The sequence below is a fragment of the Oxalobacter vibrioformis genome (assembly GCF_027118995.1).
GTDB lineage: Bacteria > Pseudomonadota > Gammaproteobacteria > Burkholderiales > Burkholderiaceae_D > Oxalobacter > Oxalobacter vibrioformis.
The window spans coordinates 47,627-73,722 of record NZ_CP098242.1; the positions used below are offsets into that span (position 1 = coordinate 47,627).

The window sequence follows — 26,096 nt, forward strand, 5'->3', positions numbered from 1 at the left end:
CTGTGTTATCTGAGGCGGTACCTTTTCCGCAAGACTGTTGTACAGATAATCGTTCCCGGCATGATTGCCCGATGCAAAAGCCGCAGGCAAAGCGATCAGCGTCACAAGGGCAGTAAAAAACGGGGTGAGACAGGCAACCCCTGGGCAGGACTCGCCGTCAGTATCGTTTTAGCCTGGCTTGGCGGTGCAAACTACGGTTCTGTTTTCAGCCTGGCTGGCAACAGTGTTTCTCCTGCTTTCATGGCAACAGCTTCCGGTGTCGTAGCGCTTATTGCCAATCTCACCAATGCGCTTTTGACCCTGTTTCTGGGTGTGGTACGGGAATATACCGGCAGCTTCAGCATGGCATTATGCGCCACGGGCATCATCGCGCTTCTTGTATACCGGTGGCTTTCATATGACGTAAAATCACGGAATAGACGACAACATCCGCTTTCTACCCCATGCTTTCTTACATCTGGTTTCCCTTTATCATCAGCGTCGCCTCCGGTTACATGTTCATGAGCCTGGCGCCACTGGCGCACCAGTTCATGGCCCTGTTCGGGGTGGGATATGCCGGGCTGTCACTTTTTCTCAGCGGTCTGCTCTGGGCACACGCACTTGTCCAGCTTCCGGCGGGACTCATACTGGACAAACTCGGTATTTACCGGGGATTTCTGATTGCTGTTTTTATTGCGCTTCTTGCCAATCTCCTGCCCTTTATTTCGCCCGAAAATCTCGGCCTGGCAACCAGCCTTCGTTTTTGTGCGGGACTGAGTTCCGGGCTGATGTTTCTGGCTGGCGTCAAGATCATCGGCATGATGGCGCCGCCGGAAAAAATGGCACAGGCGCAGGGCATACAGGGAGCGGCCTTCAGCCTGGGGATCATGCTGCCCTATGTCACCCTGCCCTACCTGGGAGAAGATGCCTGGCGTTATTCGTACTGGATACCTGCCCTTATCATGCTTTTTCTGCTTGCCGCATCCACAAAGCTTCCCGCCAAAGTGCGCCATGCCCACAGCGTCTCCAATTCCACGGCCAGTGATCTCTGGCAGGTGGTCAAATCCGTTTCGACTTCTATGCCAATCTGGACCATCGGTGTTTTCCATGGATTTTCGTACGGTACGCTCAATAATCTCGGACAATGGCTGCCCTCCATCCTGGCGGATATGGATGGAAAAGGCGATGTGGCAGCATGGAGCCTGGGAACAGCCGTTGTCCTTCTGATCGGCACCATGGCACGTGCCTTTGCCGGTGGCCTTTTGCGCTGGCGCTCGCGAAGCTTCATTACCAATACGGCTGTGCTTCTGATTGCCATTCTGTATATCGTATTGGGACTCACCGGCAATCCCTGGATCGGGCTGGCTGTGGGCGTCGTGCTTGCATGGCTTGGTGGCGCCAATTACGGCTCTATTTTCAGCCTCACCGGCCAGAGTGTTTCTCCGGCCTATATGGCAACCGCATCCGGCTTCATGAATCTCGTCGGCAATGTCACCAATGTCCTGCTGACCATGATCCTGGGCACCGTGAGGGAATATACCGGCAGCTTCAGCATGGCGCTTTGTGCAGCCGGCGTTGTTGCACTCCTTGTGTGGGTCGCAGGACATCGGATCATCCGGGGGATGGACCGGCCGCCCCGGACCTTGTCCTGATTTTTTCAGTCAGAAAAGAAAAAACGATATCAGGGTGCTGGCGATAATGAGAATCCCCTGGATACCGATATCGGCAAACCCGTGAAGCGGTGTCCCCTCATAATGTCATGATGAGGTGCTCTTTCATATTGATCCGCCCGTTACGGTTGAATGTCACCCCTTCTTTTTTCAGGAGTTCCCGCTGTCTTGCCGTGAAATCGTGTCTGGGAGAAAGCTCACCCAGGCGATTGACGACACGGTGCCAGGGCAGCTTGCGGTTTTTGGGTGTGGCGTGAAGCGCATACCCCACCTGCCTGGCGTGGCGGGGATGGCCAACCCACATGGCAATCTGTCCATAAGTGATAACACAGCCATAAGGCACCTGCTCGACCACCTGACAAACCTGCTCAAAAAAATTCGCCACGGCCTCATCAGGCGTCTTTTTCATCTTAGATGTTTAGTCCCGGCATTCTACGTATATAGGCAATAGGTAAACGTGATGCGCATAAGAATGATTTTTTCCAATGGGGACTTACCATGAAAAAAAAATGCTTCATCTGATCTTCAGTATTGCGGCAATGTCATGTGTTCTGACTACCGCTGCCGGAAATCTGCAGGCATCTCCAAACCCTTATGACGCGCCGCTTCCCGATTTTTCCACCCCGGTTACGCATGAAGAAGTGCGCATGGCCTATTATCGCTACAGCGTGGTGTCCATTGTCAAAAAACTGCATGAAAATAACGCGGCAAACTGGAACATGATCATGGGCAAAGGGGTGAAGGGTGATAAGGAATGGATACAGTATGCTGCCATTTACATCGCACCCGGTACCGACGCTGGCGCAACAACTGACTACATGGTTTCACTGGCACATGCCCTGTCAAACAACCCGCGGGCTGTGCTGAGCCTGGAGGGAAGCGCCGACCGCTCGCTGCTGGCCGTCTGTACCCTTCCCTTCATCGAGCCGGAATATGACTTCATCCAGGCATACGGCAAAAAGACGCAGACTGCCTTAAAGGAGGTAAAAGAGGAAATCACGTGATACCTGCATCCGCCGGCTGCAAAACAGTCTGACAATGGCTGAAAAACGCAAGGCCGAAGGAAAATGGCAATGCTGATTTCCTTTGGGGATATATGCTAGCATTGCCTTTTCCTTTCTGTTTGAAGCATCTGCCATGACACCCGCTGTTCTTTTACTCGAAAAAAACAAGGTCTCCTTCACGCTGCATGAATATGACCATGACAGTGACGAGCGCCATTTCGGTGAGGAAGCCGTCAAAAAACTGGGTATGCAGGGAGAGCAGTTTTTCAAGACCCTGCTGGTTTCCTTGAATGGCAATCCGAAAAACCTGGCCGTGGCCATCACACCGGTTCCCGCCCAGTTGGACCTCAAAAAAGTGGCAAAAGCCTTTTCCGCCAAAAAAGCAGAAATGGCTGACCCCCAGATGGCACAGCGTGTGACCGGCTATCTGCTCGGCGGTATCAGCCCGCTGGGACAAAAGAGACCCCTGCCGACTGTTATTGATGCGGATGCAGCGCGCTTCCCGACCATTTTTGTTTCGGGAGGAAAACGCGGATTAAGCATCGAACTGGCAGCCGAAGACCTGGAGAGGCTCACGGCAGCAACCATCGCTCCCATTGCCAAACTCAACTAGCTGCTAAAATACCGGTACTGAAACAGGCGGAAAAAGTCGGCTGGTTATTGTAAAAAATGACAGCCACATGGGAAAAACAACGGTTTTCGAAGAGAAGGAGCAAATCGGATGGGAAAACAATTCAGGGAAGGCATGAAATATTCCGGTGAAGCGACAGATAGCGCCCCGGGCAGCTGCAGCAGTCTTAATACCAATACCATCACCGTCCTCAAGCGGGAGGGCCAGAATATCACCTACCAGGAAACCTTCAGCAAGGCTACCGGCGTTGCGCCTGTCCAGAATATGGAGGACTGGGGAGAATACATCACCGTTGGCAATGACCGCTTCTTTGCGTATGCTGTAGAAGACGAATAACCCGTTCACGACATTTCAGGCCGGACAGCCGCTTTTCGCGCTGTCAGGCCTTTTTTGTTGCGGTTTCAGCAACCTGTTCCAGTCAATCATCCGGCTGGCATTGCAGGTATTCAGGGTGAGTACTGCCCGGCGCAGGATCATCAGTTGATATAAAAAAACAGGATGCATACAATGTACCCATGAGTACCCCGCACCATTCACAAAGCACAGCAGCCCTCCTGAAGGAAAGCATGCTCTGGCAAAAACGCCTGGAAAACCCCGGCTTTACCTTTTCCACTCTCTTTTTCATGCTGCTGCCGCTGGCATTGCTGATGCTGGCAGTCGGCTTTTACAGTGGTTTCTGGGGTGAAAATATCCGTTTGTGGCACCAGGAAATGCGCCAGCTCCATCCTCTCCTTACGCGCCTGATGCTAGTCACTTCATGGGGATCGGCATGGATGCTGTATGCCGCCTATGCCGTGATCCTGGCCCATGCGCTCAGAACAAACAACCGGCAGGAAATCGCTTTTATCGCCCGGTTTGTTTTCAGCCTGGTATGCGTACTGCTGATTGCCGCGGCCATGAAGGTAGCCTTTGGCATGCCCCGGCCCGGTATCAATCTGCCCTCGGCCCCTTTCAGCTTTGTGGATGATTTTGTGTCATTTCCCTCGGGACATACAGTACAGATCGTGACGGCGGCCCTTCCGCTGGCTTTCTACTTCAGCAAAAGATGGCTTTTCATCGCCATGTCGCTTCTCATTACCCTCGTTGGCTATTCCCGGCTATGGCTGGGCCAGCATCACCCGATTGATGTGCTTGGCGGTATTGTTGTAGGCAGCCTGATTGTTGTCATGGTCTTTCGCCGGACAGGCAGCAGGCAAATATGCTGATGGTGCCCCCATCCTGCGTGAAAACCTGCCGGGCACCTTCAAAATGACCAAAGCCGATGTAGACAGGGCTTATGGCAAAGGATGAGCCTCTGTTCAGGCAACGCCCTTTACTTCAAAACCGGCATCGGTAACCGCCTTTGCCATCTCTTCACCGGAAACCTGCCCATCGGATACAACGCGGGCCTCTTTCTTTTCCAGATCAACTTCTGCCCTGACACCTGGCAGCGCATTCAATGCTTTTTCAACTGAAGCCTTGCAGTGGCCACAGTTCATTCCTTCGATACTGAGTGTTTTGGTGGAAGACATGCGCATTTCCTTTCTTTCTGAAATCAGTGCAACCATTTTTTCGGGTTGCGGTGAGCGAGTTACAGCGCCTTTTTCTGATACGGGCATATCAGGCAAAGCGCTTTTTTGAAACAGGTTAAGCCTTAACGCATTGACGACGACAAAAACGCTGGACAGGCTCATGGCCGCCGCTGCAATCATCGGGTTTAATGTCAAACCGAAAGCCGGATACAGCAGTCCCGCGGCAACCGGTATGCCGATGATATTGTAGAAAAATGCCCAGAAAAGATTCATCCTGATGGTGTGTAGCGTGGCACGGGAAAGATCGTAAGCGGTGACCGTATCGGCAAGATCGCTTTTCATGAGCACCACATCGGCAGACTCCACCGCCACATCCGTCCCGGCCCCGATGGCCATGCCCACATCTGCCCTTGCCAGGGCCGGGGCATCATTAATGCCGTCACCGACCATCACGACTTTTTTACCCGCATCCATCAGGTGGCGGATCGCTTCATCCTTTTCCTGCGGCATGACTTCAGCAATCACACGATCAATGCCGACCGTCTGCCGTACCGCTTCCCCGGTTGCCGCATTATCTCCTGTGAGCATGACAACCTGCAGTCCCCGCGCTTTCAGCGCTGCCACCGCCGCACGGCTGGTTTGACGCGGCAAATCCGCCATGGCGATAATGCCCGCCAGTTGTCCATCCTGCGCAAAATAAAGCGGCGTTTTCCCTTCCCGGGCAAGCCGCGCGGGAATATCACCTGCCAATGCCAGATCAATACCGTGCTGCTGCATCAGCCGCTGGTTACCGGCAATACATGGCCCGTCAGTGGTGCTTCCTGAAAGGCCAAGACCGGACAATGCGGCAAAGTCACTCACCGGAACCGGGATCAGGCGGCGAGCTTTCGCTTCTTCCATAATCGCCAGCGCCAGGGGATGTTCCGAACGGGATTCCAGCCCGGCAGCCAGCGCCAGCAGCGCATCCTCTTCCCCGTTGAAAGCAATGATGTCAGTCAGTTGCGGACGGCCTTCAGTCACTGTCCCGGTTTTGTCCAGCACGACGGTATCAATCCGGCACAGGTTTTCCAGTGTTTCGGCATTTTTATAGAGAATCCCCTCCTTCGCACCCCTTCCTGTTCCCACCATGATGGCAACCGGTGTTGCCAGCCCCAGTGCACAGGGGCACGAAATAATCAGGACCGAAATCGCACGGGCCAGTGAAAACTCCAGGCCATGTCCCATGAAAAACCATGCAAGAAACGTCAGCAAGGCAATGGCAATGACAACCGGCACAAATATGCCGCTGATCCGGTCGGCCAGTTGCGAAATCGGTGCTTTTGAGGCACTGGCTTCCTCAACCAGGCCGATGATCCGGGAAAGCGTGGTATCTTCCCCGACCCTGTCTGCTCGCATGGTGAAATAACCGCTGGTATTCAAGGTTGCACCGGTCACCGCATCACCCGGCCCCTTTTCAACAGGCAGGCTTTCACCGGTCAGGGCAGACTCATCCACCGCCGAAACCCCATCGATAACCGTCCCGTCCACGGGTATTTTTGCGCCGGGCTTCACTGCAAGGATATCTCCCGCCTTTACCGCTTCCAGCGGGATTTCCTGCTCCACCCCGTCATATATCAGGAGCGCCGTCCTGGGCGCCAGGTTCAACAGGGACTCAATGGCTGCCCCTGTCTTTCCCTTGCTGATCGCTTCCAGCGTCCTGCCCAGGGTAATCAGCGTCAGGATCATCGCGGCGCTTTCAAAGTACAGGTCATGCGTATAATGTGCCGCCACATCAGGGTAGCCATGCCCCAGCGCCCAGCCAATCCGGTACAGGGCAACCACCCCGTATACCAGCGCGGCAGAAGAGCCCAGCGCGATCAGGCTGTCCATATTCGGGGTGCGATGCAAAAGAGAACGGAACCCCGCGAAAAAATAACGCCGGTTAACCACAACAATCGGCAGGCACAGCAAAAATTGGGTCAGGGCAAAGCTGACCGCATTTTCCACGCCATCCAGAAACCCGGGAAGCGGCAATCCGATCATGCCCCCCATGCTCACCGCCATCAAGGGAACAAGAAAGACAAGCGAAACCCAAAGGCGCACCGTCATCGCAGCCAGTTCCGCCTTTATCGGATCATGGGCAGGCATCCGGGCAGATGCGCCTTTATCAGCAGTCTCCCGCAGGGAAGCGGCATAGCCGGCCCTTTTCACCGCATCGACAATTGCCTGGGGGGTAACCTGTGACGCATCATATTGAACCATCATGCTGTTGGTCAGCAGATTGACCTCTGCATGCTGCATGCCCGGCAGCTTTTCCACCGCTTTTTCGACATTGGCCACGCAAGCGGCACAACTCATGCCTGAAATATCAAACCTGTCCTTGTTCATGGCGCATCTTCCTGATCCGGTGAAGCCGGTGTAAATGCCAAAAAACCTTCTATCATGGCCCTGATCCCTTCAAGGCTGGCCGTACACGCCAGCAGGTAAGCCACCCCTTGCGGCGAAAGAGAATAAACGGTCCTGGCAGGCCCGTTTTTGCCCGGTTCGAGGTGCGACTGAACCAGGTCATCCGTTTTCATCCGCCGCAACTGGCGATAGATGACACCAGGGTCCGGGAGTGACTTTAAAAATGGCATGCGGGACAGCTCTTCCATCAGTTCATACCCGTGGGCGGGCTTGCGCTTTAAAAACAGCAGCAGGCACGGGATAAGAAAGCCTTCCAACTTGGGGCCATAGCCATGACAGGCGCAAGGCGCCACGCACAGGCAACCCTTGCCGTCTTCCGAACAGCCGCAGTGCGCATCAATGTTAAGGTGGGACGCCGTCATGACAATGACACTTTCTCAAACAGTACATGTTAAATCGGTACTGCTATTGTACCACTATTGACAGTGAGTCATTAGCTATCAACCTGTTCAGAAATAACGGCCCTGCTCAGTCTGTCGGGATGATACCAGAAAGCATTTTAAACAGGATAGCCCCCCCTTTTTTCTATCGCCATGAGGATATGAAATGGGTCGCGAGTCTCTTATCCAGCAAAAACCAAATCAATAAAAAAGATTAAACAAATACCGCAATGCATTGAATTTACTGCAACAATATTCAGAGCAACTTCTTGAGCATGACAAAGGCATCCACAAAACCGGCGACAGGATGATGAAATGCGCCGGGCAGTCTTCCGACGATTTCAAACCCGTTTTTCTGCCAGAGCCGGATGGCACTTTCATTGGTTGACACAACCAGATTGAACGGCATGGCTGAAAAACCCAGCCGCAGGGCTTCCTGTTGGGAATGGGCACACATGAGAGAGGCAACCCCTTTTCCCCTGACGTTTGCGCCAACGATATACCCGCAATTGCAGACGTGGCTCCCCTGAGCAGGCTGGTTCGGCTTGAGGTAATACATCCCCAGAACCATTTCCCCATTTTTGGCAACGTATGTCGCTGTCGCCACATCAACCCATGCAGAATAAGCCTCGCTTTCAGAAATGTCGCGAGGATACACATAGGCTTCCCCCGATCGGAAAACCGGCTTTATGACACACCACACAGCTGGGCAGTCGGCCTGTTCAAGCGGTGAGACAGCCATCATGAAGGTGCATTTCCTGCTCAATGACCGAAAATCAAAAGCATACAATTTTCCCGGCAAGTGGGTAAAATACCCCCTTCGTTTCATCCTGTTCAGCACGTCTTAGCCACTGATGAAAAGCGGCTGAGGACAAACCAGCCATGAATACCACCAAAGCCAATCTGCACGGTGTTGCCGCCATTCTCATGTGGAGCACGCTTATCGCGCTTGTCCGTTCGGTCAGCCAGGCTTTCGGCGTGGCAGGCGGCACGGCCCTCATCTTCACGGCTGGCGCCATTGTGCTTTGCCTGCGGCAGGGCTTTCCCAACATCCGCAACATGCACCCGCTGTACGTCTGGGGATGCGGTGCTGCCTTTGTCCTGTATGAAATCCTGATGTCCCAATCCATCGGCCTGGCCACTTCCAGCAGTCAGACCCTGGAAGTGGGAATGATCAACTATCTCTGGCCCTGTGCCATCGTCATCATCTCAATCTGGATCAACAAGGAGCGGGTGCACTGGTGGGTCTGGATGGGCATCGCGCTTTCACTTGCCGGCATCACGCTGTGCATCACGGCAAACAGTGACGTGGATCTGGCCGGGTTTGTCGAGAATATCATGGCAACCCCTCTTCCCTACGGGATGGCTTTCATTGCCGCCATCCTCTGGGGCTTTTACTGCAACCTGAGCCGCAAATACGGTGAAGGCCAAAACGCCGTTCCCTTTTTCTTTATTGTTATCGCTACCGCACTCTGGGTGCGTTTCTTCATCACAGGAAGCGAACTCAACTCTCCGGACTGGACCGCCTGGGCCGAACTGGCCTATATCGGGGTTATCTTTGCCCTTTCCTATGCCTGCTGGGAAACCGGCATACAGAAGGGAAACATTATCCTGCTGGCGGCCATCTCCTACTTTACCCCGGTTTTTTCCATGCTTTTCATGTGTGCATGGCTCAAAACGGTACCCAGGACCGGATTCTGGATTGGTGTCGCTTTTGTTGTTGCCGGCTCCCTCGTTTGCTGGACAGCCACCCGTAAGTCCGGGGCCGGTTAATATAAAGACACCTGCCAGGTAAAGTGCTTCATCACGAATTGTTTCAGTTCCGGGGGCACATCCTCATGTTCGCTGCTGTCGATAAACGTCGGCTTCGTCTTCGCCAGTAATGAAAAATCGTAATTTTTCAACTGCTTGAATTGACGGGTAACCCATTCAATGGCGCTGTATTCGATCTTGAAACGGAAAATACAGATATCCGACTCGGGAAGCAGTATGGCAACGGTGTTGTCAGGAATGAGAACCTTTTCCTGCCTGTTGAGCTGAAACTGCTCCAGCCGCCGTATCTGGTTGTGCAAAAGCCCGATATCATTCCTGTAAACCCGCATCACTTCTTCGAGCTGGATCATGTCATAAATAAAAACCGGCATAACCCCCTCCTTCCTGATCTGTTGTGCAATAAAAACGCGTTTCAAACATTCACACCAGACCAGGCTGGCCGTCACTCTGCCTGCACGGGAACCGCAGACGTTTCCCTGTAAGCAGAAAGCGCATCGCTGCCGTATACGGTGCTTTGCAGCCTGCTGACAAAACGGGTGAGCATCGTCTTGTCAGACAGGTTAAAAGCGCTTCCTTTCTGTATCAGAAAATAAATCCGTCCCCCGCTCGGCATGAAAATTTTCACCGTCTTTTCATCCAGAAACACGGCGGGAACCGATGCTTTTTCGGCATCAGTAAAAGGGCCTGATAACCTGGCACTGCCGATAACCGGCCTTATGCAAAGATCAAGGATATGTTTGAAGATAGTGATGTCTTCCTGGGTCGTCAGATGCGTATTCATAGATAATCTCCATCGTGGTTGTCATGGTGTATATCTACAATTTAATCTTTCCAAACACGTCAAACAATGACGCAATCAAAAAGCATCATCCCGAATATGAAAAGATTGCGATTGCATAACAAGCAGCCGTTTCACGCGTGTTTTACGGAAAATGTGACAGGATCTTCCGACGAATTTCACATTGCCTGTCAACATAGGCAGGAAAGCCAGGATAGCCCGATTCCCTGAACGCTTGATATAGTGCGTTGGACCCCTTATCGAGCTGGCGGACTTCTTCAATCCGGCATGCCCGGGCCGGATTTTTCGAGATACACAATCGCCTGTACTGCCGCATCAATGAGAACATTTCATCAGGCGTACAATTGTTCCATGGATGGGCCAATTCCTCGCCATCTCCTGTCCCTCCTGCCAGTACATCATCAGCAATCCGGATCAGTGCTTTTGCCGTCTTGCAGATTTCAGGAATATCCCTGTCCTGCTGGTACCACAGCACATCAAACTGTTTGAGTTTTTGCCGCGCGGCTTTTTCGTAGATATCATTTTTGCCTGTCGCCTCCAGCAACGTCATCCTGAAACGATAATTCTCAAAAACGAGCGCATTCATCTCCCGCGCTGAGCACGCCTGTGCCTGTGCCAGAGCAGGAAACAAAGAAACAGCCACCAACAGCGCGATGAAAACTTTGCAACGAAAAAGCAAAAACATGAAATCCCGGAAATTGAGAAAAGCGTTTAACTATAACTGCTTTCTATGAATTAACCTAAAGAAAACCCGCCCGGACGGAATACCCGGGCGGATTGCGCATCGCAAAAACAGGTGCTCAGGTAGCCTGTTTTTTATTGGTGAGAAGGCCCCAGACAAAGAGCACAACCAGTGCACCGATGACAGCAACCACAAAGCTGCCGAGGTTAAAGCCGTCGACCGTGCCAAATCCGAAAAAAGTACTGATCCAGCCGCCAACAACCGCACCGGCAATACCCAGCAGCATGGTCACAATAATCCCCATGCTGTCAGCTCCCGGTCTGATAAAACGGGCCAGCGCACCGGCAATGATCCCAAAAACAATCCATGAAATGATTCCCATACCCCACCTCCCTGATGGTCGTTACCAGAAAACAGCGTTAGGGTCAGGACTCATTAATTTTCCGTGGGCAAAAAGCCGTTTTGACTCAAAGGGCCAGGCGCAACAAGAAATGGAGGCGCAGGCGTAGTAGACCTACGGCAAGTTCCCATTTCTTGGTGCAACACCGCCATTTGGGACACAACGGCTTTGCAGCAGGCAATTTAATGAGTCCTGACCTTAATGTTTTCAGATCATGGCAGGCGCAAAAGGTTCTTTGTGATTGGCGGTCAGGGCCGGGAATGGTGAAAGAGGCAGAGGCCTGTTTGATTTATATCATCCCGCGCGCTCAAAACCGGTGTCTTCAAGTCACTGGATGAAGCCCTTGCGGGTATGCAAGGTGACAGGGCGATAATGCCAGTGATAATATCCCGCCTCAATATGGTAAAAATCGTTCGTCTCCGAAAATCCCCAAAGCTGCGCCTGGCAAACCGTTTCCTTGAAAAGACTTTCATCCCGGGTAAAAAAACGGATATGCTTGTGCGGATCAGGAATCAGCGTGGTCTTTAACGCCTTGTCTGACGCCGTGACGGCTACTTCCACATAACCATTCTTGATCGTATCAGCCGGATTGAACGAGAGCAGTTCAATCAGAGTTTCAATATCATCGTCATAGTATGCCCATACCTCGAAGGCATCATCCTCCCGGAAATCCATCAGCCTGAAGAAAAGCCCGTTTACATCTGAAAGCAGGCGGATACAGGAGAAAAACGTCTCTTTGAGGCGCTCCTGCCCGGTAACCATATCCAGCGCATACTCGCCCTGGCTGTTTTTTCGTGACCATAGGTATGAAAAGCTTCCTGGATGAGATCCGGATCGCTTTCCGATTCCTAGGTGGCATGCGTGATTCCTGTTGGCAGAACCAGTGCATTTTTATAGTCGGCAATGGGAAAAACGTACCGTGTCGGGCTCCACTGCACATGCTCGCTCAGGGTAACCAGGTCATCCGGCATCTCATAATCAGGCTCCACAAAATAAGCCTCTGCCATACGCGGATCGATAAACCCCTCAGTCTGGGCTGCCGCCAGCACATGGGCGGCTACTTCATCGAGGTGATCACCATAACCGTAAAAATTGCCGATGCCGGCATAGCCTTCATCAATAATGCTTTCAAAGAGAACATACAAGAGTTTCTTTTTGAGTTACTCGCCCATGGTGTTCTTCACCCCTTGAGTAATTTGGGCGGCTGTCGGGCTGTCGGGATGCCGGCACGGCCATATCTTCCCGCAGCCGGAATATGCTGATCTGCTGTGCCAGGTCAGCCCCCCTGTCCCGCAGGTTTTCAGCAACCGCCGTTACCTGTTCCACCAGCGCCGCATTCTGCTGGGTCGTATAGTCAATCTGGCTGATTGCGTTATTGACCTCCTCGATTCCGGCGCTTTGCTGCTGGCTGGCGGCGGTGATCTCACTCATGATGTCGTTAACCCGCTTGATGCTGTCAACCACATCCCGCATGGTATTGCCTGCCTGCTCAACCAACTGGCTGCCCTGGTCAACCTTGGCAACCGAATTATTGATCAGGTCCTTGATCTCACGGGCAGCCCCGGCAGAACGCTGCGCCAGGCCCCGTACTTCGGTTGCAACCACCGCAAAACCCCGCCCCTGATCGCCACAGACGACGCCGCGACAGCCAGATCATTGGCTTCACGGGCATTTTCGGCATTCATCCGGACATTGGACGTGATCTGTTCCATGGTCGATGCCGTTTGCTGAACAGAGCCGGCCTGGGCCTCGGTGCGCGAAGCCAGATCGGCATTGCCAGCGGCAATCTGTGTTGATGCCGATGCAATCAGTTGCGCGCCGGCACGCACCTCGGACACCGTACGCTGCAAATTTTCCGTCATATCCTTCAATGCCTGCATCAGTTGCCCTGTTTCATCACTTGATGTCACCTGGATATCCGAGGAAAGATCACCCGCTGCGGTTGTCTTGGCAATGGAAACCGCATACTCGAGCGGGCGCGTAATGGCACGGATCAGCCAGGCCGAAACCAGGATGCCGAAGATAATGGCCGAGACAATCAGTGCCGAACTGACAATCAGGCTCTGGTTGGTAAATTCCAGCGTGGCTGTCTTGGTGCGCTCAACCGCTTCGTCTCTTTTCTTGGTCACATCTAAAAGCTTGGCCTTGATACTGCGCCAGAGCGGTGTCTCCCCCTTGTTAACCGCTTCGATTGCCTGTGCCCTGTCCTGCTGCGCCAGGGCAATAATGTTGGCCTGGACGTCCTCCTGCTTTTTCCGGAGTTCCGCGATTTCTTTCAACACTGCCTGTGTGTCCGGATCATATACCGAAAGGCTGATGGCACGTGCCATGGCAGCATTGAAATCGGTTGCCGCCATTTCATGGTTTTTGTAGGCGGTTTTATTTTCAGGAGCCAGGATGATATTTCTCAGCGCCTGCCCCAGCTGCAATCCCTGTGCATACATCTCGGATTCAGCCTGCTGGAGCGCGACATCCGTCTCAAGGAAACGCTCAAATTTGACCTGGCTCTGGTAAACACCAAAAAGCCCCAGTCCCGATGCAATCGTGAACAATAAAAACACGACTGTCATTGAGACAATCATTTTGGTTTTCAATTTCATTCTCTGCTCTCTTCAGGATAGTAGTGTGTCAAGATATACATGTCCAGACATGAATACCGCATTTCAGTAACGGTTCAGTTAAAGAATAAAGGTTACACCAAAACAGGAAAAATTGCTCGACAGAAAGAAACAGAATAAAAACAACAAAAAAAACAGGCGGCCTGACAATTTGCCGGTCAGGTAGCCTGTATCAAGCCGTTACCGGACAGCGGTTATCCGGCAAATACGTTGTAAAAAACCGTTTCTTCCAGTGACTTGCGCTCCGTGTGCTTGGGATTGGGCGCCGCATCCTCAGCCGGATACCCCATCACCAAGAGCGACAAGGGTTCCAGTGATGAGGGAATAGCAAAAGCTTCCCGCATCCTGACCGGATCAAAATGCATCACCCAGGTGGTTCCCAGACCGATATCAGCAGCAGCCAGCATCATCTGGGTCGTGACGATACTGCAATCGATATCACCGCTGTTCTTGCCGTCGTAGGAACGATTCCAGGCCTCTTCTTTTTTGGCGCACACCAGAAGCGCTACCGGTGCATTGAAATGGTATGCCGTGCACTCCCTCAATTTGGCCCGTGCCTGCCTGTCTTCGACAACCAGAACCCGCCAGGGCTGTAAATTACCCGCAGTAGGCGCAAGCTGCCCGGCTTTCAGCACGTACTCAAGCTTTTCCTTTTCCACTTCCTGAGTGGTAAATTTGCGGACAGAATACCGTTTGGCTGCCAGATCATTAAAACGCATATGCTTCTCCTGTAAATGAATGATGCAAAACTTCTGTAAACCCATTCTATTTTACTCTTATCCTTTTTACCTTCAGCCGGTAAACAGGTAAAATGCGAAACAGAAAACTCTCCCCCCCTCAGGATATTTTTTGAATTTTCTCGCTATTTTTGTGATTGCGGTCGCGCTTGCGATCGATGCGTTTGCTGTTGCGCTGACATCAGGCCTGCGCCTGAAACGGGTCACGCCTGCCCAGACCCTGCAGATCGGCAGTATGTTCGGCGGCTTCCAGTTCATCATGCCCGTAGTCGGGTGGTGGCTTGGTATAAAAGCCCATCGGTATATCGAACAGTATGACCACTGGATCGCTTTTGCCTTGTTGGCCTTTGTCGGTGGCCGCATGATCCGCGAAGCCTTAAGCCACAGAGGCGGCGGCAGCGCCAGCACCTTTTATAATCCGACGCAAAAAGGCACCCTGCTCCTTTTAGGCATTGCCACCAGCCTGGATGCGCTGGCCGTTGGTCTTTCCTTTGCGCTGCTGGAAATGGATATCCTGCTTCCGGCTGTCATTATCGGCATCGTCTGTTTTGCCCTTTCTGCTGCCGCCCTTCATATGGGCAGGCTGATCACCCGCCTGCCCGGCCTTTCCACCATCGGCAGCAAGGCCAATATCCTGGGCGGTATGGTTCTCGTGGTGATTGGCCTCAATATCCTGCAACAGCACGGCGTTTTCCGATAAGACAGGGGCTGATCATGCTGCTGAATTTCAATGTCGCCATGCCGACTGCTTTTGACCCTGACGAATCACTGAATACGGGCCATACCCTGAAAATCATGGAAAAACTCTATGAAAAAGGTGCCCGCTCCATACTGGTATGCGGTTCCACGGGTGAACAGCACTCACTGGCACTCGACGAAAAGCTGCTGTTATTGCAGGCGCTGGAATCCGCCCGCCTGCCCGACGATCTGCAACTGCTTTTTGGTGTGGCAAGTATTCGCACGACCGACGTTATGTCCCTTGCCCGCGCTTTGTCAGCCACAAAAAGCATTGCCGCCATCATGCTGGGCTTTCCACCCTATCTTCGCCTTTCACAGCGCGAAGCCATTCTCTATGCACGGCATATTATTGCGGCAGCCCAAAAGCCGGTCCAGCTGTACAACAACCCTGCCCGGACAGGGTTTGACCTGTCTGTTGAAAGCACGGTTTCACTGGCGGACGATCCGCTCGTTATCAGCCTGAAAGAAGCGGGTGATATCAGTAAAATCAGGAAGCTTCGCCAAGCCATCACCAAGCCCTTCTCGTATTTCATGGGCGGGGAAGCAGACATGATCGTAAAACTCGAAGCCGGGTTCGATGCCATCTCTTCCATTGGCGGCAACCTGATTCCGGAAGCAATCCGCGACATGATCAATGCCTGGCATGCGGGTGATTACCAAGCGGCGGGAAAGTACAATGACGCCATCATGGCTGCATTGGCGCCGATTTATCGCGCAGACAGCCTGCTGCCTGTACTGAAGATGCTGCTTAACGAAAAAGGGATTCCTGCCGGCATCTGCCGACGCCCGCTTGTATTGCCCGACCCGGCCTGATCAGGCACGGGCAAGCACTATTCACCGATAATTTTCACGAGCACCCTTTTTCGCCGCTTGCCATCAAACTCGCCATAAAAAATCTGCTCCCAGGAGCCGAGATCGAGGCGGCCTTCCGTAATCGCCACCACCACTTCCCTGCCCATCACCTGCCTTTTCAGATGGGCGTCCGCATTGTCTTCATAGCCATTATGGGCATACTGCGCATAAGGCTTTTCCGGGGCAAGTTTTTCCAGCCACCGCTCAAAATCCCCGTGCAGCCCGGATTCATCGTCATTGATGAAGACAGACGCCGTGATATGCATGGCATTGACCAGGACCAGCCCTTCCCTTATGCCGGAAGCCCTGAGCTCTGCCTCCACCTGCGAGGTGATATTGAGGTAGGCGCGACGGGTCGTTGTTTCAAACCACAATTCCTTGCGATGGCTTTTCATGGAACACCCTCCTTCCTGGGCAGTGTTGGGGTAACAGCAGGCGCTGCTTTCATTGTAGGGCATAAGCCGGTAATCATCATGTCACAACACAAAAAACAGAAAAAGCGACACGTAACCGCATCGCTTTTTCCACAGCTGCCCAGTTAATAAGGGCCGCCCCTAAATCTTCTTGCCCTGCCAGTTGGCTTTTTTCATGTAAACCAGGGAGATCACCAGAATACAAAGCCAGTAAACATGCTCATTGAGCCAGCAGATAGCGACATTCATCCGCAGATAATAAATCACGCCGTAAATGAAGCCGCAGGTAAGTAGCATCGGCCCCAGATCCAGAAGCAGTGCGGTGCGCGTATTACCCGTTCCCGAAATCGTCTGGAAAAGGATAAATCCCGGCACCGATATCACCAGCGACGTCATCGCCACCCGGATGGCCAGCACACTGTCGGCAACCAGACTGTCATAATCCGTATAAATCCGGGCAAAGCCTTCCGGAAAGACAAAGATGGCAACGGCCATCGGCAGGGTAATCAGAAAACACAGCCTGATGACTTTCCAGCAGGCGCCCATCACCTGATCCTGCTCCCCGGCCCCCATCAGGTTGCTGGTCACCGTAACAGCAGCAGAAGACAGCGCAAATATCGGCATGAAAATCATCGTCAGCAGGCTGCGGGTGATGTTTGAAATGGCGATTGCCCTTTCACCCAGGTGCTCTACCGCGACAAAGAACATGAACCAGATAGCCACCCCGACAAGATACTGGATCATCATCCAGACAGACACGCCCAGTATCTGGATAATCAGGTCTCGCCTGAATGAAAAGCCGCCTGAAAAGCCGTACTTCTTCAAATCCACAAATTTTCGGGTGTAGAGGATAAAGAAAACCAGAGCAACCCCTTCGGAAAGGCTTGACGCCAGGGCAGCGCCACCAATCCCCATCTCCGGAAAACCGCATTTACCGAAAATCAGCAGGTAATTGAGGATGATATTCACAATCACCATCAGAAAGGAACTGATGGTCAGGATACGGGTCTGCTCAATCCCTACAAAATAGGCGCGAAAGATCAGGCAGACAAAGGCAAAGAAAAAGCCGAAGCTGCGCCAGTTCAGGTAGCTGATCGTCGCCTCATACACCTGTTCGGAGGCGAAAAGCCCATTGAGGATAATCGGTGAAAGCAGCCGGGTCAGCAGAAAAGCTGCCAGGGCCAGAAAGACAAGAAACATGCCTCCCTGAATCACAATCGGCCCGATCTCAGAAAACCGCTTTTCCCCGTTGCGCCTGCCGATCAGAATCTGCCCGCCCATGGAAAAGCCGAAGCCGATCATGAAAAGTGCGAGAAAATAAACGCCAGCGAGTGCTGACGCACCCAACTCAACCTCACCCACACGGCCCAGAAAAGCTGTGTCAGTCATCATGATCAGATGCTCAGCAACAAGACTTATCAGAATCGGGCAGGCAATCTTCCAGATATGGCCATACGATACCGTTTTCATGAGTAAAACTTTCCGTAAAAACAAAAAAGACCGAGAGCACATCCCATCTCACGGTCCTTGCCGGCACTCATTCCTGACGGAAGAGAAAAAAAGAAGGTGAAAATACGTTCCCGCACGAAGTGAACAGGCACAGGGCAGCACGCAGCAGCAATATGCTGGTCAACTCAATTTAGCGGGCTATTTTCATGGGCAAAACTCCTCTGGTGAAGGAACGCATCATAAAAAAGAGCAATTCAGGCTGTCAAGCACGCCTGACACATTGCCTGCGGCATATCACTTTGCCGCCTCCTGGCAGCTTTCGCATACCCCCCTGATTTCCATGGCATTCCCCTGAAAGTGAAACCCGGTTGGCTCCAGTGCCCGACGGATGGTCTCCCCCACATCCGGGCTGGAAATCTCAATGGATTTTTCACACCCCGAACAGGCCAGCATCAGCGGTGCATGGTGATGGTGATGCCTGAAATCTCCCGAACAGGCAACAAAGGCATTCAAGGCATTGATACGGTGAACCAGCCCCTGCTCTGTCAGAAACTCCAGCGCACGATAAACGGTCGTAGGCGCTGCCCGATGGCCGGTCGCGATCATGTCTGCCTGTAGATCATATGCCTTGGCCGGAGCTCCCCTGCGCAGGAGCAACTCAAACACCTCCCGCCTCAGGCTGGTAAAGCTGGCGCCATTTTCATCGCACAGGGCCTGGGCATCTGCCAGCCGTCTGCGGATATGGTTTTCTGACACCTTGCGTCGACTCATGATCCACCCTCCTCTTTGGCATCAGGCTTTTTCTCCTCCACATACGGCACGATGCTTAACCCCTTCATCGTATAACCGGATACGCCCAGTACGGTGTCTTTCTGCTGTACCGTCATGTCTCCTGTGATCCATACCGCATCCATTGCACGGATATTACGCGCATGCTTTGCCAGGGCAACATGGATGATCTGATTCGGTGGCGGGGGTGGTGTATGAATGCACGCGCCATAGTAAGGCACCAACAAAAACTCTTTCAAGGCATTGCCCTGGTATTCCAGCGGCACGACAAAGCCGGCAATGCGCACTGATTTGCCATTTAATGCCGGATTGACCGGTGCATTTTTCCAGGCATCCATCGTTTTTTTCAATGCTTCCACCGCACGGGGATCATTGTCTTCCAGCTCTTCAATTTTCAGCCCTTCCGTGTTTTTGACCGGGTTCCAGCCTGCCGGCATGAGTTCTTCCCATTCAATGGTCTCATACTGCCCGCTTTCAGGTTTGGAGGACTCTTCCCCGGAATACGAGCCGGTGATAATGACCGGGCTGTTTCTTTTTTCTTCCACCCGCTTGGAAAAATAAGATGCCCCCTGATGAAAGGCAATGACAACAACAACAAAAACAACAATGACCCCGATTATTTTCTTCATCTCACTCACTCTTTTTCATACGCTTGCCGTCAGCCCGTCAGAAAGACTCATGCGGTAGGCGCGAATCGCAGGAATCAGGGCAGCCATCAGGCCGACCACGAAAATTCCGCCCAACAGGCACCATTCTCCTGCGCCGGGGAACCCTGGAAAAAGGGATAAGCCCCATTTTTTCTCAATCACGGAAGAAGTAGCAGCCAACGCCAGGTTAAGACAAACCACGCCTGCCAGCATACCGGAAAGCAGCAGCAAGACCCCTTCTGACAGCAGCAGCAAAACAATCTCATGCGGCTTCGCGCCGACCGAGCGCAGGACAGCCAGTTCACGGCGGCGCTCTCCCAGCCCTGCCAGAATCGATGAGGCCAGCCCTGCCAGGCCTGCAAGCGCAACCAGGAAAGAAACTGCAAGAAGCGCCTTTTCGCCCACGTTGAGCATTGTCCACAGCTCATCTAATGCCACACCGGGTAAAACACCCATCAATGCCTCCTGCTTGTCATTCATGATTTCCCGCTGCAGGGCAAAAACCTGGGCGCGTTTGTTGAGTCCAACCATGACTGCCGTAACGCTCTTTGGCGTCAGGTCAAATTTCTTCACATGCTCCGGCAGGATGTTGAGACCCTTCACCGGGGTTCCCCCTTCCCAGCCGAGGTGGATAGCCTCCATTCCGTCCAGCCCGATATGCAATGTCCTGTCTACCGGCGTGCCTGTCTTTTCTAAAATCCCCGTTACGACAAACGGCTTGTCCGTATGGTCTGTCATGCTGATACCACCGGAACCGTGACTCAGGACGATCTGTGAACCCACTTTATACCCCAGCGCACGGGCCACATCCGCGCCGATCACCACGTCAAATACCCCGGTAAACGGCTTGCCGCTTTCAAACTGCAGGGCTTTCGCATTGCCATAGCGGAAGTGTTCAAAATAGTTCTGGTTGGTTGCCAGTACGGGGAAATGACGGTGCGAATCACCGAGTGAAACAGGAATCGTCCAGGCAACCATCGGGTTTTCCGCCAGCCGCTGTGCACTGTCGTAACCCATGTTGTTGGTGGCTCCCCCCATCCGGAAAACCGTATAGAGAACCAGTTGCACATTGCTGCCCCTGGCCCCCACAATCAGGTCAACACCGGATACTGAATCCATGAACCCTTCCTTGACCTGTACCCGCATCCGTTCAATGCCCAACAGCAGGGTGGTGGACAAACAAATGGAAAAAACGATCAGGAAAAGCGTAAAACGCCGGTTCCAGGCACTTTTTGCCGCCAGACGGAGCAGATAGACAAGATGGCTCATGCTGCCTCTCTCGCAGATGACAGCAGCGAAAAACGGCGGGAAAAACGCCCGGCCAGCCTCTCATCATGGCTGACGAAAAGGAGTGCCGTTGAAAAGCGTGCGCACTCCTGCATGAGCAGGTTGATAAAGTCTTCCTGATGGGCAGCATCCAGTGCGGATGTCGGCTCATCAGCCACGATCAGTGCCGGGCGGCCGATCAGGGCACGCGCGGCAGCCACCCGCTGCTGTTGTCCAACTGAAAGCCGGCTGGCAGAACGGGACCACAAGGCGTCATCCAGCCCCAGCTCACTCAAAAGATGTTTTGCCGCTTCCTGCGGGGATGCCCCCTGATCCAGCGCCCCCCGGCTGCGCACAGCGGAAAAGCGGCATGGCAGCAGCACATTTTCCAGCACGGAAAGATAAGGAATCAGGTTGAACTGCTGGAAAATAAAGCCGATATGGTCCACGCGGAAACGGTCGCGCTGTGTGCCTGACAGCGTATGCAAAGGCGTACCCAGCACATGCACCTCACCCTGTTGCGGTGTGACGATGCCGCCTATGAGCGCTAAAAGGGTACTCTTGCCACTGCCACTGGGACCGGCAATGAAAAGCTGTCCCCCCTTTTCGAGGGACAGCGAATCAATCCTGAGCGTGGCAGCCGTACTGCCCGGCCAGGTATAGTCGATATTTTCCAGCGCAATGGCGTGCTCAGGCATGAGAAGCCTTACCAGGAAAGCTGTGGTTTCTTGGGAGTCAGTTCAGCCGACATCTGCTTTTTCGGCAACACCATCTGGACATCAAGTTCTGTCAGTCCGGGGAAGCGGGCAAAAAGTCTGACTGTGATGGATTTGAGCGCATCCGGTTTTTTACAGGAAAAAACATACGAGGCATCCATATCCGCATGCCCGTCCTTTTCTGTGCCGCCAAGCGTTTGCAGCATGATCGGATTGACCCGCTTGTCCCCTTTTCTGACCGCCACCTGGCTGGAGGTGAAAGAACAGGCGGCTTCCGCATTCAGTTCGAAAAGCCTTCCCCCTTCATGCAGGTCACCCGTCATATCAATGAGCGCTTTTTTTTGCCGCTCGTCTTTCGGGGCATGCTCAAACCCAAGGAAATTGGCCAGCGGGCCGGAAATGCCAATTGCCAGTTCATTGCCCTCCAGGGCAACTTCCATTTCCGCCTCGCCATGCACATGCTTGCCGTGGGCAAAAGCAGAAACAGATACCATACTTCCCAGGACAAGCCCTGCCATCAGCAGCCTTTTTTTCATGTCAGTTTTCCTTTTTGTCAGGTGATGAAATCAATTTGACTGTAATGTTATATTGTTACATTGCTTATGGCAATATGCTTCTGTCCGTTTTCGGTTTTCTGGGCGGATTGACATACCCTAGACTGAAAGCCGGGCTTTCAGGGCACGGTAGTCTGTCTTGCCGCTGCCTAACAGGGGGATGGCATCTGTTTTCTCAATCCGTTTGACCGCATAAAGCAGGGAAAGCCCGGCGCTTCTCAACGTGGCATTCACCTCCACCAGTGTCAGGTCAAGCGGGGTAAAGAGCACGATTTGTGTTCCCTCCTCTTCCCGCGTTGCTTCCACTGCCAGCGCCACCCCTTCTTCAGGCGCATCCGGATGATGGCCATATGCCTGGAGCAGGACATTTTCTATCTGCGGCAGTGAAATCATTTCGCCCCCCACTTTGACAAAGCGCTTCAAACGGCCCTGGAAGGTCAGGCGGCCTGCCGCATCCATGCTGACCAGGTCTCCTGTCCTGTACCAGCTTTCTCCCTCAAATTCGACAAAAGGAGATGGCGCGTCGCCAATATACCCATGGAATATGCTGGGGCCACGCACCAGAAGCATACCGGTTTCACCGGTAGCTGCCCGTCCACCAATCACGCCCTCATCTTCTCTGACAATCACACCCGTTACCGACGGCAGCAGCGGCCCGATAGTGCCGGGATGCACATCACCGGGACGGTTGACAGAAACGGCCGGTGCACATTCGGTAATGCCATAGCCCTCGCAAAGCGAGGCAGACGGGCACTGCTCGGCAAATGCCTGATAGACATGCTCAGGACATTTTTCCGCCCCGACAAAAGCGTATTTCACACTTGCCAGCCTGTCCGAATCTTTTGCCTGCTCCAAGAGCGCATGCATGAAAGTGGGCGGCATCGCCAAAAGGCTGACACGAAAATCACGGATCAGGCCATTCAAGAGCGCCGGTTCTGTCGGATTGGCATGAAAGACCGCCTTGATACCCGTTGCCATCGGTATCACCAGCCCGACCATCAGTCCAAAGGAATGAAATGGCGGCAGCATCGCAAGCACCGTGTCATCTGATGCCAGATTGAGCACGCGGATGATATCCACCGCATTTGTCAGCAGATTTTCATGGGTAAGCGGCACCGCCTTGGGAAAGGATTCCGATCCGGAAGTAAAAAGCACTGCCGCTGTCTGGGGCACCGGAAAATGTCTCACATCCTTCATCATCCGGGATTTGATCACGCCACGGACTTTGTCAACCAGTGAAAAAGACGCTGCCATTTTATCGAGCGCCACCCACTCGACCGAAAGCGACTCCATCGGCATGCCCTGCCGCTCAAGCCTGTCCATCAGGGGCGATACACTGACAATATGGCTGACTGCTGTCAGATCAATGCAGTGCTTCAGATTGACCTCGCCCACGGTCCAGTTGAAAAAAACCGGCGTCTTGCCAGCCAGAAGCGCGGCTAACCAGACAACGACAGCCGCCGGTACCGAAGGCACCATGATACCCAGCCGCTCACCGGGCAATGCCTTGAAACGTTCAGCAATAATCAGTGCCCCGAGAAATACCTGCTGGCGGCTTTTAAGACCGCTCCTTTCCGCCAGAAGCGGATCCTTCGGATTGTGTTTCAGTTGGCGGAAAAAAGCCGAAACGATACAGGAAAGATCCGTCGGCAATTCCAGTGGAACAGCGGATGGCGGAAGAAACCAGGCATCCGGCGCAGGAGGCAACAGTTCATCTGCGCCAAGCTGTCCACTGGCGGCCAGCAGACAGTCTGCCACAGTATTTAACATCTCCAGGCTGGGAACACTATGCTGGAAAGCATCTTCAATCCCTATCGACACTTCCATCAGCATCAGGCTATCAAGCCCCAGATCATTGGAAAGGCTCATGCTGTCATAAACCGGATGATTCTCTGGCAGCCCTGCTGTTTCGCGCAGAATCCGGTACACCGTTTCGCGAATATCCGGGTTGACATCCCGTGTATCCGCCACGTTTTTATGCACCACGTATTCCGGCAGTTCCACCGGTTTACTTCCCTGCCAGAACCAGCGGGGAACCTGTACCGCAGGACGCTCTGTCTCGTTATAAAAATCCTCCAGATAACGGTTGAGTTCACGGCGATCCGTTACGCCGGCAAGCCCTTTCGCCTCGATAAAATCAACATGCACGCGCCGTCTTGGTGCAAAGAGGAAAACATTCCCCAATACCGTCAATATGCCCTGCAAGAGCGAGCGAATGAAATTGGGTGCCTTGCCCGTAGCCCCATAGCTGAAGGAACTGCCCCATACCCCACTGGTACGCACCAGCACCACCTGGATATCCGGTGCCTGCTGGATCAGGGACCACGCCCCGGAATTACCGCCAATATTTTCCCTGGATGAATGATAAACCCGGCCGGACGGATACATCAGCACATGGTCACCCGCCTTCAGGCTATCGAGGATCACATGGATACCCCGCTGTGTTTCGCTTACCGCCTTTGCCCCATCTTTCATCATGTCCGGAATCAGCACCGCATCCAGAAGCCTTGCCACCATTTTTCCGTGCAGCCCGGCCATCTGGCGCTCATCGACCAGCGGGCGCGGTGAATAACCGGCCAGCTGTGAATAGACAATAAAGGGGTCAATCAGTCCGGGGTGATTGGGCAAAAAAAGCACCGGCCCCCTGATATCAAGCGTGTCCAGCCCGGTAGTGGTGATCCGGTAACGCAGGGCCAGCACAAGACGCAAAAAAGTACCCAGCGGGCTGTAACGCTCAAAAGGAAAGAGTACCCGCAGACGGCGATAAGCCCAGAACATGAACACCAACCCCGCCAGGCCACACCACACAAGCTGTGTCGAGGGTTTTGCACCGCCGGTCAGTTCATGAACCCAGTCGAAGAGTGCGAAAAAGAAACCTGAAAGGATAATGCCGGAAAAAGAGGCAAAATTTGAAACACCCAGCACTTTGCCTTTTTCCGTGTCTGCCGGACGAATCTGGATAGTGCTGACCAGCGGGATCAGGTACATGCCGGCACAGATGCCCGTCAGAAGATACACCACCAGCAGAAAACCTGTCAGGAGAAAGGGATAAGCCGGCAAAAACACCACCAGCGAAGAAAACAGGATACCTGCCACCATCCCCGTACCGGCAGGAAAGAGATAGCGTCGCCAGATAGTGGCTTGATGCCTTCCCGCCACAATAGCGCCGATACAAATGCCGATAGACAGTGATACCGCCAGCATACTGGTCGCCATTACCCCCAGCCCCAGTTGCCTGACGCCCAGGTTGTTGATACACAACAGAACAAAAGAGGAAAGGGCATAGAAAAACGCTTCTCCTGCCAGTGCCAAAAAGAGAGACGGATCTTCCCGCTTGTATTCCACCGCATGGCGCACCGAATCAGCCGGCCCCAGCAGGGGAAAAGGCTCATCTGACACCGCTGTCGGACGGCTTTTCCTGATCCCGAAAGCCGCGAGGATACCCGCCACGGCCATCAACACACCAACAACACCGACGGCAACGCGTCCTGCCCCGAAATCTCCTTCGGGAATCCATTTTTCCGGAAAAATAGCAGGCACATCCAGAAAAATACCCCCCAGAGCAATGCCCAAAAGAATCGTGACAGTGGTTGCCAGCTTCATCAGCGCATTGACACGCGGCACCTCTTCTGCGGAAAAATTTTCCGGGATCGCCCCGTTTAGTGCGGGACTGAAAAACGTGGACTGCAATCCCATGAGAAAGATCACCAGCACCATGCCAAACCAGCTGGTATAAACAAGCGCCAGTACCCCCAAGAGCATTGCCCCCAGCTCAACGCACTTGGAGAGAATCACCAGCGTGTTTTTCGGTCTCCTGTCGGCCAGCCAGCCGGCCCATGCAGAGCAGATGACAAAGGGCAGCGCAAAAAGAATGGTGGCCACCCCCTGGACATAACCGATACCGGCAGTGGCAGCCAGCAGCAAAGCAGCCTGCTTGAAAAAATTATCATTGAAGGTACCCATGGCATAGCAGGACCCCATACTGAAAAGCGTTTTCCTGCTGTCTGTTGGGATTTCAGCATAAGCAGAACGTGTCATGACAG

30 protein-coding genes are annotated in these 26,096 nt (G+C 53.3%); 9 read left to right on the top strand and 21 right to left on the bottom strand.

Annotated elements, in window-relative coordinates:
- The first annotated feature begins 60 nt into the window (after positions 1–60).
- Together NB640_RS00275 and NB640_RS00280 are read left to right on the top strand one after the other, a co-directional pair.
- Positions 61–504 carry an MFS transporter gene (locus tag NB640_RS00275; protein ID WP_269309146.1) on the top strand — a complete coding sequence of 148 codons (444 nt, stop codon included), beginning with the start codon at positions 61–63 and terminating at the stop codon, positions 502–504.
- The gene (locus NB640_RS00280) at positions 501–1,631 is read left to right on the top strand and encodes an MFS transporter (RefSeq protein ID WP_269309147.1); all 1,131 of its coding nucleotides are present in this window, start codon (positions 501–503) and stop codon (positions 1,629–1,631) included. The genes NB640_RS00275 and NB640_RS00280 overlap by 4 nt, the downstream gene beginning before the upstream one ends.
- A gap of 97 nt (positions 1,632–1,728) precedes the next feature.
- On the opposite strand, the gene NB640_RS00285 is transcribed toward NB640_RS00280, so the two are convergent.
- A complete protein-coding gene (locus NB640_RS00285; protein ID WP_269309148.1) occupies positions 1,729–2,058 on the bottom strand; it encodes an MGMT family protein in 330 nt (109 codons plus the stop codon).
- Between the two features lie 100 nt (positions 2,059–2,158).
- Between NB640_RS00285 and NB640_RS00290 the strand changes: the two genes are divergently transcribed.
- From NB640_RS00290 to NB640_RS00305, 4 genes are all read left to right on the top strand, one after another.
- Positions 2,159–2,653: a hypothetical protein gene (locus NB640_RS00290; protein ID WP_269309149.1), complete on the top strand. Its 495-nt coding sequence runs from the start codon at positions 2,159–2,161 to the stop codon at positions 2,651–2,653.
- A gap of 133 nt (positions 2,654–2,786) precedes the next feature.
- Positions 2,787–3,266: a Cys-tRNA(Pro)/Cys-tRNA(Cys) deacylase YbaK gene (ybaK, locus tag NB640_RS00295; protein ID WP_269309150.1), complete on the top strand. Its 480-nt coding sequence runs from the start codon at positions 2,787–2,789 to the stop codon at positions 3,264–3,266.
- Between the two features lie 108 nt (positions 3,267–3,374).
- Entirely contained in the window at positions 3,375–3,620 is a 246-nt protein-coding gene (locus tag NB640_RS00300) for a hypothetical protein (RefSeq protein WP_269309151.1), read from the top strand.
- Positions 3,621–3,799: 179 nt separating this feature from the next.
- Positions 3,800–4,489 (top strand): phosphatase PAP2 family protein, encoded by a 690-nt coding sequence (locus NB640_RS00305; RefSeq protein WP_269309152.1) that lies wholly within the window; start codon positions 3,800–3,802, stop codon positions 4,487–4,489.
- Positions 4,490–4,582: 93 nt separating this feature from the next.
- On the opposite strand, the gene NB640_RS00310 is transcribed toward NB640_RS00305, so the two are convergent.
- From NB640_RS00310 to NB640_RS00320, 3 genes are all read right to left on the bottom strand, one after another.
- Positions 4,583–7,162: a heavy metal translocating P-type ATPase gene (locus tag NB640_RS00310; protein WP_269309153.1), complete on the bottom strand. Its 2,580-nt coding sequence runs from the start codon at positions 7,160–7,162 to the stop codon at positions 4,583–4,585.
- The gene (locus NB640_RS00315; RefSeq protein ID WP_269309154.1) at positions 7,159–7,602 is read right to left on the bottom strand and encodes a PadR family transcriptional regulator; all 444 of its coding nucleotides are present in this window, start codon (positions 7,600–7,602) and stop codon (positions 7,159–7,161) included. Before NB640_RS00315 ends, NB640_RS00310 begins: the two co-directional genes overlap by 4 nt.
- Positions 7,603–7,876: 274 nt before the next feature.
- Positions 7,877–8,365 carry a GNAT family N-acetyltransferase gene (locus NB640_RS00320; protein WP_269309155.1) on the bottom strand — a complete coding sequence of 163 codons (489 nt, stop codon included), beginning with the start codon at positions 8,363–8,365 and terminating at the stop codon, positions 7,877–7,879.
- A 137-nt stretch (positions 8,366–8,502) separates the two neighbouring features.
- Between NB640_RS00320 and yddG the strand changes: the two genes are divergently transcribed.
- Complete coding sequence (gene yddG, locus NB640_RS00325) at positions 8,503–9,393, top strand: aromatic amino acid DMT transporter YddG (RefSeq protein ID WP_269309156.1); 891 nt, start codon at positions 8,503–8,505, stop codon at positions 9,391–9,393.
- Here yddG and NB640_RS00330 read toward each other — a convergent pair.
- The 9 genes from NB640_RS00330 to NB640_RS00370 all read right to left on the bottom strand — a co-directional run bounded on the left by NB640_RS00330 (position 9,390) and on the right by NB640_RS00370 (position 14,611).
- Complete coding sequence (locus NB640_RS00330) at positions 9,390–9,764, bottom strand: hypothetical protein (protein ID WP_269309157.1); 375 nt, start codon at positions 9,762–9,764, stop codon at positions 9,390–9,392. The two genes, yddG and NB640_RS00330, sit on opposite strands and share 4 nt — an antisense overlap.
- Before the next feature lie 71 nt (positions 9,765–9,835).
- Positions 9,836–10,174 carry a hypothetical protein gene (locus NB640_RS00335; protein WP_269309158.1) on the bottom strand — a complete coding sequence of 113 codons (339 nt, stop codon included), beginning with the start codon at positions 10,172–10,174 and terminating at the stop codon, positions 9,836–9,838.
- A gap of 142 nt (positions 10,175–10,316) precedes the next feature.
- Complete coding sequence (locus NB640_RS00340) at positions 10,317–10,778, bottom strand: hypothetical protein (RefSeq protein WP_269309159.1); 462 nt, start codon at positions 10,776–10,778, stop codon at positions 10,317–10,319.
- 214 nt (positions 10,779–10,992) lie between these two features.
- A complete protein-coding gene (locus NB640_RS00345) occupies positions 10,993–11,256 on the bottom strand; it encodes a GlsB/YeaQ/YmgE family stress response membrane protein (RefSeq protein ID WP_269309160.1) in 264 nt (87 codons plus the stop codon).
- 345 nt (positions 11,257–11,601) lie between these two features.
- Positions 11,602–12,036, bottom strand: coding sequence for a hypothetical protein (locus NB640_RS00350; protein ID WP_269309161.1), 435 nt, complete (start codon positions 12,034–12,036; stop codon positions 11,602–11,604).
- 86 nt (positions 12,037–12,122) lie between these two features.
- Positions 12,123–12,419: a hypothetical protein gene (locus NB640_RS00355; RefSeq protein WP_269309162.1), complete on the bottom strand. Its 297-nt coding sequence runs from the start codon at positions 12,417–12,419 to the stop codon at positions 12,123–12,125.
- Positions 12,403–12,879, bottom strand: a complete 477-nt coding sequence (locus tag NB640_RS00360) for a methyl-accepting chemotaxis protein (RefSeq protein WP_269309163.1) — start codon at positions 12,877–12,879, stop codon at positions 12,403–12,405. Before NB640_RS00360 ends, NB640_RS00355 begins: the two co-directional genes overlap by 17 nt.
- On the bottom strand, positions 12,810–13,874 hold the full coding sequence (locus NB640_RS00365) for a methyl-accepting chemotaxis protein (protein WP_269309164.1): 1,065 nt from the start codon (positions 13,872–13,874) through the stop codon (positions 12,810–12,812). Before NB640_RS00365 ends, NB640_RS00360 begins: the two co-directional genes overlap by 70 nt.
- Before the next feature lie 212 nt (positions 13,875–14,086).
- Positions 14,087–14,611, bottom strand: coding sequence for a nitroreductase family protein (locus NB640_RS00370; protein ID WP_269309165.1), 525 nt, complete (start codon positions 14,609–14,611; stop codon positions 14,087–14,089).
- Positions 14,612–14,741: 130 nt separating this feature from the next.
- On the opposite strand from NB640_RS00370, the gene NB640_RS00375 reads away from it, so the two are divergent.
- The gene (locus tag NB640_RS00375; protein ID WP_269309166.1) at positions 14,742–15,329 is read left to right on the top strand and encodes a manganese efflux pump MntP; all 588 of its coding nucleotides are present in this window, start codon (positions 14,742–14,744) and stop codon (positions 15,327–15,329) included.
- Positions 15,330–15,343: 14 nt separating this feature from the next.
- Positions 15,344–16,180 carry a dihydrodipicolinate synthase family protein gene (locus tag NB640_RS00380; protein WP_269309167.1) on the top strand — a complete coding sequence of 279 codons (837 nt, stop codon included), beginning with the start codon at positions 15,344–15,346 and terminating at the stop codon, positions 16,178–16,180.
- Positions 16,181–16,197: 17 nt separating this feature from the next.
- Here NB640_RS00380 and NB640_RS00385 read toward each other — a convergent pair whose 3' ends face one another.
- From NB640_RS00385 to NB640_RS00420, 8 genes are all read right to left on the bottom strand, one after another.
- The gene (locus tag NB640_RS00385) at positions 16,198–16,614 is read right to left on the bottom strand and encodes a secondary thiamine-phosphate synthase enzyme YjbQ (RefSeq protein WP_269309168.1); all 417 of its coding nucleotides are present in this window, start codon (positions 16,612–16,614) and stop codon (positions 16,198–16,200) included.
- 159 nt (positions 16,615–16,773) lie between these two features.
- Positions 16,774–18,102, bottom strand: a complete 1,329-nt coding sequence (locus NB640_RS00390; RefSeq protein WP_269309169.1) for an MATE family efflux transporter — start codon at positions 18,100–18,102, stop codon at positions 16,774–16,776.
- A gap of 273 nt (positions 18,103–18,375) precedes the next feature.
- Positions 18,376–18,852 (bottom strand): Fur family transcriptional regulator, encoded by a 477-nt coding sequence (locus NB640_RS00395; protein ID WP_269309170.1) that lies wholly within the window; start codon positions 18,850–18,852, stop codon positions 18,376–18,378.
- A complete protein-coding gene (locus tag NB640_RS00400) occupies positions 18,849–19,499 on the bottom strand; it encodes a DUF3299 domain-containing protein (RefSeq protein ID WP_269309171.1) in 651 nt (216 codons plus the stop codon). Before NB640_RS00400 ends, NB640_RS00395 begins: the two co-directional genes overlap by 4 nt.
- A gap of 15 nt (positions 19,500–19,514) precedes the next feature.
- Positions 19,515–20,786: an ABC transporter permease gene (locus NB640_RS00405; RefSeq protein ID WP_269309172.1), complete on the bottom strand. Its 1,272-nt coding sequence runs from the start codon at positions 20,784–20,786 to the stop codon at positions 19,515–19,517.
- Complete coding sequence (locus NB640_RS00410) at positions 20,783–21,481, bottom strand: ABC transporter ATP-binding protein (protein WP_269309173.1); 699 nt, start codon at positions 21,479–21,481, stop codon at positions 20,783–20,785. Before NB640_RS00410 ends, NB640_RS00405 begins: the two co-directional genes overlap by 4 nt.
- Positions 21,482–21,489: 8 nt before the next feature.
- Positions 21,490–22,035, bottom strand: a complete 546-nt coding sequence (locus NB640_RS00415; protein WP_269309174.1) for a DUF2796 domain-containing protein — start codon at positions 22,033–22,035, stop codon at positions 21,490–21,492.
- Positions 22,036–22,152: 117 nt separating this feature from the next.
- Positions 22,153–26,091: an MFS transporter gene (locus tag NB640_RS00420; protein ID WP_269309175.1), complete on the bottom strand. Its 3,939-nt coding sequence runs from the start codon at positions 26,089–26,091 to the stop codon at positions 22,153–22,155.
- Between the last annotated feature and the right edge of the window lie 5 nt (positions 26,092–26,096).